The 11,575-nt window shown below is 49.6% G+C and carries 11 protein-coding genes; 5 read left to right on the forward strand and 6 right to left on the reverse strand.

All coding sequences use genetic code 11. The features are described 5' to 3' along the window. The first annotated feature begins 12 nt into the window (after nucleotides 1-12). The gene (locus tag NSQ73_RS24510; protein WP_171716931.1) at nucleotides 13-873 is read left to right on the forward strand and encodes a helix-turn-helix domain-containing protein; all 861 of its coding nucleotides are present in this window, start codon (nucleotides 13-15) and stop codon (nucleotides 871-873) included. 57 nt (nucleotides 874-930) lie between these two features. Then, nucleotides 931-1,875, forward strand: coding sequence for an NAD(P)-dependent oxidoreductase (locus NSQ73_RS24515; RefSeq protein ID WP_340988517.1), 945 nt, complete (start codon nucleotides 931-933; stop codon nucleotides 1,873-1,875). 92 nt (nucleotides 1,876-1,967) lie between these two features. Here the strand turns inward: NSQ73_RS24515 and NSQ73_RS24520 are convergent, their stop codons facing one another. Next, a complete protein-coding gene (locus NSQ73_RS24520) occupies nucleotides 1,968-3,491 on the reverse strand; it encodes a glycoside hydrolase family 43 protein (protein ID WP_340988518.1) in 1,524 nt (507 codons plus the stop codon). 429 nt (nucleotides 3,492-3,920) lie between these two features. Here NSQ73_RS24520 and NSQ73_RS24525 point away from each other — a divergent pair, with 429 nt between their 5' ends. Together NSQ73_RS24525 and NSQ73_RS24530 are read left to right on the forward strand one after the other, a co-directional pair. Continuing rightward, entirely contained in the window at nucleotides 3,921-4,454 is a 534-nt protein-coding gene (locus tag NSQ73_RS24525) for a hypothetical protein (protein ID WP_340988519.1), read from the forward strand. Beyond that, the gene (locus tag NSQ73_RS24530; RefSeq protein WP_340947450.1) at nucleotides 4,447-4,920 is read left to right on the forward strand and encodes a hypothetical protein; all 474 of its coding nucleotides are present in this window, start codon (nucleotides 4,447-4,449) and stop codon (nucleotides 4,918-4,920) included. Before NSQ73_RS24525 ends, NSQ73_RS24530 begins: the two co-directional genes overlap by 8 nt. A gap of 22 nt (nucleotides 4,921-4,942) precedes the next feature. Here the strand turns inward: NSQ73_RS24530 and NSQ73_RS24535 are convergent, their stop codons facing one another. From NSQ73_RS24535 to NSQ73_RS24555, 5 genes are all read right to left on the reverse strand, one after another. Beyond that, on the reverse strand, nucleotides 4,943-5,578 hold the full coding sequence (locus NSQ73_RS24535; RefSeq protein WP_042134675.1) for a serine/threonine-protein kinase: 636 nt from the start codon (nucleotides 5,576-5,578) through the stop codon (nucleotides 4,943-4,945). A gap of 70 nt (nucleotides 5,579-5,648) precedes the next feature. After that, the gene (locus tag NSQ73_RS24540; RefSeq protein ID WP_076242493.1) at nucleotides 5,649-6,134 is read right to left on the reverse strand and encodes a hypothetical protein; all 486 of its coding nucleotides are present in this window, start codon (nucleotides 6,132-6,134) and stop codon (nucleotides 5,649-5,651) included. A gap of 63 nt (nucleotides 6,135-6,197) precedes the next feature. Continuing rightward, nucleotides 6,198-7,409: a sensor histidine kinase gene (locus NSQ73_RS24545; protein WP_340988520.1), complete on the reverse strand. Its 1,212-nt coding sequence runs from the start codon at nucleotides 7,407-7,409 to the stop codon at nucleotides 6,198-6,200. Between the two features lie 198 nt (nucleotides 7,410-7,607). Beyond that, nucleotides 7,608-8,642 carry a Gfo/Idh/MocA family protein gene (locus NSQ73_RS24550; protein ID WP_340988521.1) on the reverse strand — a complete coding sequence of 345 codons (1,035 nt, stop codon included), beginning with the start codon at nucleotides 8,640-8,642 and terminating at the stop codon, nucleotides 7,608-7,610. A gap of 11 nt (nucleotides 8,643-8,653) precedes the next feature. After that, entirely contained in the window at nucleotides 8,654-10,162 is a 1,509-nt protein-coding gene (locus NSQ73_RS24555; protein WP_340988522.1) for a DUF5605 domain-containing protein, read from the reverse strand. 343 nt (nucleotides 10,163-10,505) lie between these two features. Between NSQ73_RS24555 and NSQ73_RS24560 the strand changes: the two genes are divergently transcribed. Further along, on the forward strand, nucleotides 10,506-11,555 hold the full coding sequence (locus tag NSQ73_RS24560; protein ID WP_179093409.1) for a LacI family DNA-binding transcriptional regulator: 1,050 nt from the start codon (nucleotides 10,506-10,508) through the stop codon (nucleotides 11,553-11,555). Nucleotides 11,556-11,575: the final 20 nt, after the last annotated feature.

Consider the following 11,575-nt stretch of genomic DNA (forward strand, 5'->3'; position numbering starts at 1 on the left):
GGTGGGAGCTTTATGAGCAATGTATATTTGAACTGGTTCACGACCGATGAGCATTTCCCGTTCTTTATTCAATACGGCGGCCATGAGGAAGATATGGATCTGCATATGCATGCGGATTTCTCGGAGCTTGTGATTGTGCTGAAGGGGCATGCTTCGCATATCGTCAATGATGAGGAAGCCTTTATTAAGAAAGGCAATGTATTCGTCATTAACGGCGGTACTCCGCATGCGTATAAGGACCCGTATGATTTCAAGATCTGCAACATTATGTACAAAGCCGATATGCTCAAGCTGGCCGGACCGGACTTAAGAACGCTGAACGGCTATCAGGCGCTGTTTGTCTTAGAACCCTTTTACCGCAGCATTAACGCCTATAAAAGCAAAATGAACCTCCCCATCGTCAGCCTGGAATATGTGTCATCGCTTGTGGCCGGGATGATTAACGAATATGAGCAGAAGCACCACGGTTATCAGACCATGCTCGCCTCCAGATTCATGGAGCTTGTCGTTTATCTGTCCAGACATTATGACACTCAGGAGAAGGGCGTGGACAACAGCCTGATGCACCTCGCCAGTGCGATCTCCTATATCGAGGATCACTATCATGAACCGGTTACCCTTGATTCCATTGCCGCCAAATCAGATATCTCTGTCCGGCATTTGAACCGGATCTTCCAGGCGTATTATCAGACTACACCGATTGCTTATATTCAGCGCCTCCGGCTGGAACAGGCCTGCTCACTGCTCAGGCAAACCAGACACCCGATTACAGAAATCTCCTATAGGTGCGGATTTAATGACAGCAACTACTTCACCCGCCTCTTCAAAAAAACGTACGGCAGGTCCCCAAAGGCTTACCGTAATCAGCAGTAGTATTTGTGTTTCACAAAATTATTCAGTATGTTTAAAAATATGAAAGGTGGTTAAGTAATGAAGATTCTCATCGTTGGCTATTTTAACGAGACCGCAAAATCAAATATTGCAAGGTATTTTCCGCAAGACTGGAACGTGGTTATTGTACCGCCCGGAGAAGAAATGCTGCATCATATTGAAGACTGCCAGGTACTCATCCCTGAACATATTAAAGTGGATCACAGCCTGCTTGCTAACGCCAAAAAATTAAAATTGGTACAGACGGGTGCAGGATTTGATAATGTAGATATCCCTGCCTGTACACAGCTCGGTATTTGGGTGGCCAATGCTGCAGGAGTGAATGCACAGGCAGTGGCCGAGCACGTAATGGCACTGATATTGTCTTATTATAAAAACATACCGTTTCTTGATCATTTCATGAAAAACAAGCTGGATGAACATCAATTGGACTATACAGGGAGTGAATTAAACGGCAAAACGATTGGGATTATCGGTTTGGGCGCTATCGGCAAAAAAGTAGCTGCGTTTTGCGGGGCTTTTGATATGAATGTACTGGCTTATGCGAGACATGCTGCTCCTCAATCAGACGGTTTGGTGAAAATGACAGATTTCGATACTCTTCTAAGCACATCGGACATAGTCAGTGTACATGTACCCTTGACTCCGCAAACCAAACAGCTGATCAACAAAGCGGCATTGAGCAAAATGAAGAATACCAGTCTTTTCATCAATACAGCCCGGGGCGGGATTGTCAACCAAAGAGATTTGATAGATGCCTTAAAAAACGGGGATATTTCAGGCGCATGCCTGGATGTGTTTGAATCGGAACCGCTTCCCATTGACAGTGAACTCCGGAATCTGGGTAATGTGATCCTTACTCCTCATACAGCAGGAATGCCTGATGGCCGAAAATTCCATAAAAAAAGATATGATTTCTTCATAAATAATATAAAACGTGTAGGAAATGGTGAAGAGCCAGAAAGCAAGCTCAATCAGTTATAGTTTAAACCCCAGCGGGGACGGGTGATCCTGCCGCCAGGGCAGCAGTTGCAGGGGTCCATACAGCAGGTCTGCATGGACCCCTGCTCCGTACTCTATACCGCGGGCTGATCCAGCGGCTCATAATCGAACCAGTCATACGCCGCCGGAGTAGCCAGCCCAGACCCTGACGTTGCATACATCGCAACGAATACGCCTGTGAATCCTCCGGAGATTTCTGTGCTGAGATGATGTGTCTCTCCGCTGCCAATTTCCGTCACCCCGGACTCCGGGCTTTGAACCGAGGCTTCTATGCTGCCGGGCAGCGCCTTAATCCTCAGAATAACCGGTCCGGCCGGACATTCTTCTACATGCTCCACCCGAAGCGAACCGACCGTCCGCCGGAACACGGCGACTCTCCGGCCGTTCGCAGTGCGGAGGACCAGCTCATAATGATGCCTCTCATTCTTATACACCGTAAGCCCGGCTTCTTCTCCTTCATGCTGCGGCTCATAATCCAGCGCTGCTGCTATATTGGCCGTGAAGTGACTAAGCCGGCGGCCAACAAAAGCGGGCGCAGCCGCTTCATTCAGCGTGGCCTCGTGGCCATGCAGCACCAGATGGCCCGGCCGTTCCTCCAGCGACCAGCTTCCCTCTGCGGGATTGCGCAGAAAAGTCCAGTCCAGGCCAAGCCCGGTGCCGTCAAAGTGGTCCCGCACAGGCTTCTCCGGCCAGCGAACTTCCGGCAGCAGCGGCGAGTCCATAACCGGCTCGATGTGGCCGCCGTTCCCAATCACCGGCCAGCCTTCAGCCGTCCAGGTCACCGGAGCCAGAAAAGTTTCCCTGCCCAAATGATGCCCCATCGGATAAGAGACCGGTCTGATCCCCAGGCAAACCGCCCACCAGCTGCCGTCCTGCGCTTCAATCAGGTCCGCATGACCCGTAGCGTGTATGCTGCTGTGCATACTGCGGTTGGACAGAATCGGGTTATGCGGACAAGCTTCATAAGGCCCGTAAGGCTGGCGGCTTCTCGCGATGGTCTCCATATGCCCGTATTCCGTTCCGCCCTCGGCGATCATCAAATAGTACCAGCCGTTATTCCGGTAGACATGCGGAGCCTCGGGATGAGCGCCGCCGGTTCCCTTCCAGATCAGCATACTCTCTGTCAGCATACACCCGGTTTCGATATCAATCTCACACTGGTAGATCCCGTTCCCCTGCTCACCGTCCCGGGCGGACTGAAAGTAGACGCGTCCGTCCTCATCGAATAACAGGGAAGGATCGATGCCGCTCTGCGCAACCGGGTACGGCTGTGACCAGGGACCTTCCGGGTTCTGTGTCTTGACGAAGAAATTGCCCATTCCGCTAACGTTGGTGGTCACCATATAGAACCAGCCGTTATGATAGCGGAGCGTCGGGGCGTATATTCCGCCGGAGCTCCCTGCATTCTCCAGAGGCAGCTGTCCGGCCGTTGTAAGGCAGTGTCCAATCTGACGCCAATGGACAAGATCCCTGCTGTGAAAAATGGGTACTCCCGGATAATATTCAAATGTGCTGGTCACCAGATAATATTCGTCACCTGCCCGGCAGATGCTGGGATCGGGATGAAATCCGGGTATTACGGGGTTGGTATATTGCATTGGCCGCGCTCCTGTCCATTTTCAATTAGCTGTAACTATCCCTACCATTGTAAATGGAGCCGGCTATATCAAACCTTAATTTTCAAGTCACCCGATTAGGAGAATATAGACATTGCCCGCTTCGAGAGCCTCACCCATTTCGGCAAGGTGTTCAAGATGATCTCGGCCTTCCGCCCCGGGATTAAGAACTTATAAGACTATTCTGCCATCAGTTAAGATCCCGTTAAGAAGGCAACAAACTAACGTATACGGAAGAAAAACCATGCTGACACCAAGAATAAGCAGGATTATTCTCACTTTCTGCCGGGATATGTGCTATGGCTGACTTTTAACGCCGGTTGCGCTTTTTACATGGAATAGAACTGCGTGTATGATTCCCATTAACACCTATGCTGAGTTCCTGTGAGCAACTGGAGGGAGTCTTGAAGAGTGGCAGAGATACAGACATCGACAACCTATTATTTGGGCATTCATCCGCATATGCTGGATCCGGTAAGTCTGGAGTATTCGAGCTTTGGGGTACTGTGGTACGAAGAGGGCAAGCAACGGTATGTTGTAGGTTACGGATTTGGGGCAGACCAGATCGAAACGCTGTTTCACTTTTGCAGAGCCTCAGCCTATTTCACTTGTTCTAATGAACAGGTGCTGTACAATATTTACACTAGCATCAGAGACAAGCAGCAGGAACGTGACTGGCAGACGCGCAAGCGCCTGGCTTTTTGGACAGCCTTCAAGGAACCCTGGAAAAGTATGTCTTATGGCTGGTATGTCCTCCGGTCCCGTGACAAATTCCCCTTGCATCTGTCTGTTGTCCGTAAAACTAAATATAGTATCTGGCTGGAGCATGCGGCCGTTTGCGAGAATGAAGCCCAGCTTACCGGTTATCTGGCCCGGGCGAAACAAACCCATCATTTAACATCAATAGTGCCTATGGAACTTCAGGAGGGCAGTATCCATGAATAGTAACAAGCTATCGCAGATTGAACTCTTTGCATTTGATACCACTCCTTCGTTCGCCGACAGACCGGTCCGGGCCGGTTCATTATATCTGCTGCTGCGGCTCACCTGGGGAGAACAAATTCATTACGGGGCATGCGAGATCGAGATTACACGAAGTGGACAATCCTTTGATTTGACGAAATGGGGGGCTCCTCTGAGATGTATTCACCATTCAACAGTGGAGGAGATAGTGGTAACCTTGCGCCGCAAGGAGCAGGAGTGGGCAACAGGTCAGCTTGGATTGCTGCAATCCGCCTTATCCGGCATTCTTCAGGTCAGGGTTCCTGTTACCGCGGGGCACGGAAGACATGCGCATCAGGTAAACTCTCATGCCGCCTTTACTCCATACCCGGTAAACAGCCGCTTCCGTGAGTTGACGTTATCCCGCTTGATCGACGAATCGGTCGCCTACTACTCCATCCTCCGGTAATAGAAATAAGTGACCGCCCAGCTTATTCCTTCAACCGCCGCCACAACCGGTAGCCCTTGCGGACGATCTCCAGAATGGGCCGGGGAACCGGAAACATCCAGCGGGAGGCAACAGGCCGGTACAGGTGATAATACGCCTTCTTGAAATCCTCCCACATGCTGCAGTCCTCATCCTTCAGGAAATCGGATATATCTACGATCAGGCCGCGGCCGTCCTGAACCATCACATTCTTGGCGTGGACATCATGCGGGTGGAGTCCGCGGGAACGGGCATAACCCAGCGCGCTGTCAATATCTTCTATGGCCTGCGCGGTGATGAGAATTCCCCTTTTCATCGAGTCATAGAAGGTAACTCCTTGCAGCCGTTTCAGGATCAGAAAGTCCGGTCCGCTGTAATAGCATTCGGAGAATGCCGGATGACGGCCGAGGCGGCGGTACACCTCTGCTTCTTCCGTAAGGCCCGGCCTGCCCGGGGCGTACACCTTCACTGCATAACCGGGAGCTTCCGGATGATAGAATACGGCAGCGTAATTCCCGGTTCCCAGCACCTTCCAGGGCTTCGGCACGCTGCGGACCTTCACGGGTTCCAGTGGATCAACACTCTCTATCGTTGCTTGTGCCAATAACTCACCCTTGATCCGTTCTATCAGCTTCTCCATTCCACTCACCCCGCAGCTCAGTTCGATAATTGCTCTATCCTACCAGTGTACGTGAAAACATACTAATGAGCTATCTTCTCCCCAAAGCAGCAAGAATCCGATACCCGTCAGATGGGCGACCGGCATAAGGCCCTGCAGAATAGATCACCGGTACTAACGTTACAGCAAGGTTAATGACGTTGAATATACCGGCTGCAAAAACTAGATTGTCTATAAATGCACTCTTTGGAACAGTTAGATATACAACGAGCATAGAAACGGCTAACAATAGTGAAACGATGGGGCCGCCTAATGCGATGCCAATAATTTGCCTTTTTGAAAGAGCTGCTCCCTCATCCTTTGTCGAAACGCTACCGGTTAAACCCCAGGTGAAGTGAATTTTCAAACGGCCTAATCTCAATGATGCCTGTTGGCTGGGATTATCTGACCCCATACAGACCAGCACTTCCTTCTTCGTTAAACCTATTGCAGCAGCGGCATGGCCCATCTCATGAAGGAACACAGATAAAGGGACTACGAAGATATAAAAAATAATCATACTGAGTATAGAAAACATCTTCCACTCCCTAACCTACTCGAATTATGCCCTTGGGGACCACAGCCAACACACCAAAGCTCCCTACTGGGCATTCAACAGACCACCCTCCACACGCTCATTGGATTCGCACACCCACGGCAAAGTTACCCTCACGCTGGTTCCTGCCTGAAATTCCGAATCTACCCTAATCTGACCGCCGTACATTTCAATTAATTGTTTACAGATGGACAAGCCGATGCCTGTCCCTTTTTGCTTGGTGGTATAGAACGGATCGAAGATCCGTTTTAATTTATCCGGCGGTATCCCTTCGCCATTGTCTTTGAAGATCAGCATGATTTCATGGGTCTCATCCGCCGTGGTCACTGTAATATCTATCCTGCCTTGGCATGCGGTGAAGGAATCAATGCTATTCTTCAAAATATTCAGGAAGACCTGCTCCAGCTGTGAGGCATTTCCGAAAGTCAGAATAGTCTCATCCGAATAATCCACTGCCAGAATAATATCGCCGCTAAGTATGAGCTGATTCACAATGTTGTTCACTCTATGTATAACCTCGATTACATTAAACACTACGCCGCTGTTCTTCGCATGATCCCCTTTCCGCGACAGCATCAGGAAGTCCGTAACTAAGCCGTTCAGCGTATCGATCTCTTTAATTGTAATATCCATGTAGGCACGCAGTTCATTAGCTTTGATCTCAGGCTCATTAAGCCTATTATTCACAAGCTGGGCGAAGCCCTTGATTGAAGCCAGCGGATTACGGATTTCATGTGCCATGCCTGCGGCCATCTGTCCCATAACCGCAATTTTTTGTTCATGCAGATTGTCGATCTGCTGGTTTTTATTAGACAAATAACCTTGAGCGAAGCCGGTAAACCGGGTCCAGTTGGATTCCATCAGCCGATTATAGAAAAACAGCCGGTTCGCCGAATCATCCACAAGCGCTTCAATGGTCCGGAACATCATATTCTGGGCGGTTAAGTTCAAATCTTTGCTCATTTCAAGCAGGATATCAAAATGGTCGCCGAATATCTCTGCAGTATAAGCCCCTTGCGCAAACCCCTCTTGCTCCTGTGTGTGCAGGTACTGCTCATAATCAGAAGGCCCCAGGAACAATGCTTCTATTATAGACATTAAGGTCATAGTGAAGGTTGCATCTAATAATTCCTTATGCGTCTCTATGAACCAGGCGGATTGGGGGTTTTTCATGATTACAGAGTGATAATGAGTGTTCAGAATCATTGAAACTGCCGGTGTTAATGACGAGCGCAACTGATTTTCACTGTATCCCATTTCCATCCTCCCTCTTTGCTTGATGTATTCAATATATGTTTATATTTTCCTGCTTAAAAATAAAGCAAATCCATATTTATTTCAATTTTAAAATATATATTTGTATAAATATAGAACACCCCAAGCCTTCCGCTTAGGCGGAGTAGTTTGGGGTGTTGGTAATCATCCATAATGAACACATCAAGGCGCTAAAGCTGCTCAAAAATGTATAACCCTATGTTCCTCAGCGCTTCTGTACGTTTCGAATACAAGCTCCAGCGTCTTCAAATTGTCTTCTCCGCTCGTCTGGAATTCCCCGCCCGTATTCAGGCATTGAATGAAATGTGACTGCAGGCGGTAGTGGCTCTCTTCGAAATCAAGGCCGTTGTTCTCCGAAACTATAGTCTCCACACCATTGTTATCAATCACGCTGATGGTGCCGCTGCTGTATAGCTTCACTGTTGCCTTATCGCCCTCGATGATCAGCTGCTCCAGATGATTAGGCAGCACTGGTGCCGTTAGCTTGCCCTGCAGATTCTGCCGGGTCGCCCAGCTCATATCCATTAAGCCCATATAATTCTCGTATCCGAGAGTAATCAGTCCTGCATCCTCACCTGTAATGTACGGGCTGATCCGTCTCATCTCCGCATACAACCGCTTGGGGTCTCCAAACAGGAACCGCCATGTATCATACCAGTGAACACCCATCTCATAGAACAGCAGCTTCGGCATCTCCCGGAAGAACGGCTGCGGAAGCTCATTCTCCGGTGCAAACCGCGGCGAATAATAATCGGTATGGATGTAGCGGATCATATTTAAATCTCCGGCTGCACCGTCAGCAAGTAATTGCTTGAGGGTCTGGACCGGCTGCAGCCAGCGCCAGTTCTCCGTGATCATCAGCCGCACCTTCGCAGCCTTGGCGGTTTCAACCATGCCACGGGCTTCTTCTATGGAACGGGCAAACGGCTTCTGGCACATGATATGTTTGCCTGCCCGGGCAGCTGAACCTACTAACTCCGGATGGGTACCGGGCGCAGTAATTATATCGATCACATCTACATCAGCAGCAGCCAGCATCTCATCCAGCGTAGCGTACAGCTTATCGGCGTGAATACCGTATTCCTGTGCTTTTCTATGCAGCCTTTCCGTATCTGTATCGCATAGGCCTTGAATCTGAACCCCGGGGATGCGCTGCCATGCCTTCAGATGCTTATCGGACCAATACCCCGCACCCACAACACCTATCTTCCACATATCCCTCACCTCTAACAAGATTCCCCCAGCTGCTGATTGTCCCCATAGAGACGTGTCATTCTCACCGCCATGTAAGTCCGCCCGGGCAGGCCGATCCGGAAATTGCCTTCATAGCTGCCCTCCAGTGTCTCCACGGTCATGTTCCAGGTATCGAGCAGCTCAACCTTATAGCGGATATTCGGGTTCAGCTTGAAATCACGGAACATAGGCTGATTGAACCCGAAATAGAACAGATAATATTCATCTTCAACCCCGGCACAAGGCAGATCCCACTGGGAAGGCAAGGGGTTCAAGCCCCCGGCAGGCCCTTCTTCCAATACACGCCGCAAAAACGCAATACGCTCAGGACTGGTACCATAGAGCTGGCCGCCTTTGGCCCACCAAAGCTTCTCCTCCGGATGCAGATAGGTTTCACCGTGCCCCACATATCCTCCGCGTACGAACCCTTCCCAGAACCGGCGGGTCATTTCTTCTCCGGTAATGTTTCCCCAGCCGTGTTCGATGTTGCCTTCATAAGCACATTCATCGATCACTACCGGCTTGTTCCATTGTTGTCTCCATTCGTCTGTACTCTCAGATGTCTTGTATACGTCAACACGCTGAATACTGCAATGGGTAACCCAGGGTTTGCCAAAGTCGTAGAATATCGAGCCATTGTGGTTGGAGATCAGGTGCTGATAAGGATCATTCTCTGTCACGATTCGGGCGTATCGCTCCCAGTCCTCAAGCGTTTTGTTTCCCATGAAATCATATTCATTCGCAAGAGACCACCAGATGTGACGGTAAGCCGAGAGTCTTGCCACAAGGTAACGAAGGTAGCGGTTATCCGCTTCCCTGCCCATATCAGCGTATCCCCAGCGGTCGTAAGGATGGAATAGAATGAGATCTGCCTCAATGCCAAGCTCACCGAGGTCGGCAATCCGCTCCTCCAAATGCCGGAAAAATGCCGGGTTAAATCTGCTGTAATCCCAGCCATCCTCAGGCGAGCCTTCGAACGGATAATACACCGGCTCATTAGAGTTGTAGGAATATGACTTAGGGAAGACGCACATTCTTAATTTGTTGAATGGAGCCGCTTTCAAAGTTTCCAGAGTCTGCTGTTCCATCTCTTTTTCCTGGTGCGTCCATGCGTAGCACGTGGTTCCAACTGGAAGATACGGCGTCCCGTCTTCATAGGCAAAATGAAAGGTATTCCTGACACGGACCGGCCCATGATTCCCTGTACTTGCCGCTGCACATTCGAAGGCTCCTTCAATCCCGTGAAGAGCGGGTTCTGAGCTGCTTGTCCGGAACCCCCACTTCCCTGCGCTGCCTGGCATGAACCGGATGCGGTACACTCCCTCCCCGTCATAGAACCCGGAAGTTTGAATAGAGCGTTCTCCGAGTGTAAATTCTGCATGCAATGAAACATCCGTATACGGATTCCCCCGTACAAGCCCTCCATGCAGTACAATTTCACATACTCCCCATTTGAACACCGGGTCCGGGACCGAAATAGAGACACTCCCTTGAATAGTCATAATACCTGCTCCCTTCTGTATGAAACATAAGATAAATAACAAGCAAATAACTAACCAACACCAACTAAACAATAACTAAACAATATGTATATAAATCAATATTGTTTATATAAACCAATCCTACACTACGCAAGTAAACTTCGTCAACAACCTTATTTCCCACTGCAAATTAATGCTAAATCAGGAGTAACCTTAACTAAACATCACTAAACAAAACGCATAACCTGTCGAGATTTCTAACACCTCACCTTGTCGTTCCCATAAGAAATCTGTCCAATTGCTATATTTAATATCTTCCCTTACACTAAACGTACTGAACATGTTGGGAATGGAGGAATATCCATTGAATATGGAGGAGCTTGCTAAATTGGCCGGGGTCTCCAAAGGAGCCGTCTCTCTGGCACTGAACGGGAAACCGGGGGTTTCACAGGATACACGTGAGCGTATTCTCCGCCTGGCCAAAGAATTAGGATATACAGGTAAAGGACGGGCGGCGCACGCAGATCCGAACGGCAGATCCTTGAGGTTCCTGGTGTTCACCAATGCCGGACTTGTCCATGAGCAATATTATCAGCAGCCTTTTTTCCGGGAACTCATTCATTATATTGAAGAGCGCTGCCGTATGGGCGGTTACAGCCTGATCTTCTCAGCGATCGAAGAGAAGCACTATGCGGAGGGAATCCGGACGATTATGGAGGAACGGACCAGCGGAGTTATTCTTCTGGGCACCAATTTAGGGGCCTCCAGAATTGCCGATATTGCGGACAAGCTGCCACACCTGGTCGTCCTGGACACTTGCTTCGATGCGCTCCCTGTCCATTTTGTAGAGATCAATAATTACATGGGGGCTTATCAGGCGGGGACCTATCTGGCAGAGCGGGGCCATCAGAGAATAGGTTATATCGCTTCCGAGGAACGGATACATAACTTTGATGAGCGGCAACGGGGATTCATGTCTGCAATGGCTGAATATCATGTGGAGATATCCCGGAGCAACATTCTGGCGGTGCCCCCAACCATGTTCTCCTCCCAGGAGCCGTTACGGGACAAGCTGCAGCACTTAAAGGAGAGCGGACAGCCCTTCCCCACAGCCTTCTTCTGTGAATGTGATTATATTGCCATCAGCGCCATGAAGGCGCTCAGCGAACTGGGCTTCTCGATTCCGGATGATGTGTCTGTCATCGGATTTGATAATATCAACGAAGCTCTTATCGTGACACCTGAGCTGACTACTGTTCATGTAGAGAAAGAACGGATGGCTGCATGGGCTGTTGATTTGTTAACCGCTGCCATTCAAAGGCCGTCTGCAGTCACCACCAAGGTCAAGGTCGATACGCTGTTTATCGAAAGATCATCCTGCCTGCGGCTTGAACCTTCCCATGAATCATTTTAATAAAACAGGAGCCTGACCCA

It is taken from the genome of Paenibacillus sp. FSL R10-2736, assembly GCF_038000245.1.
Lineage (GTDB): Bacteria > Bacillota > Bacilli > Paenibacillales > Paenibacillaceae > Paenibacillus_AQ > Paenibacillus_AQ phytohabitans.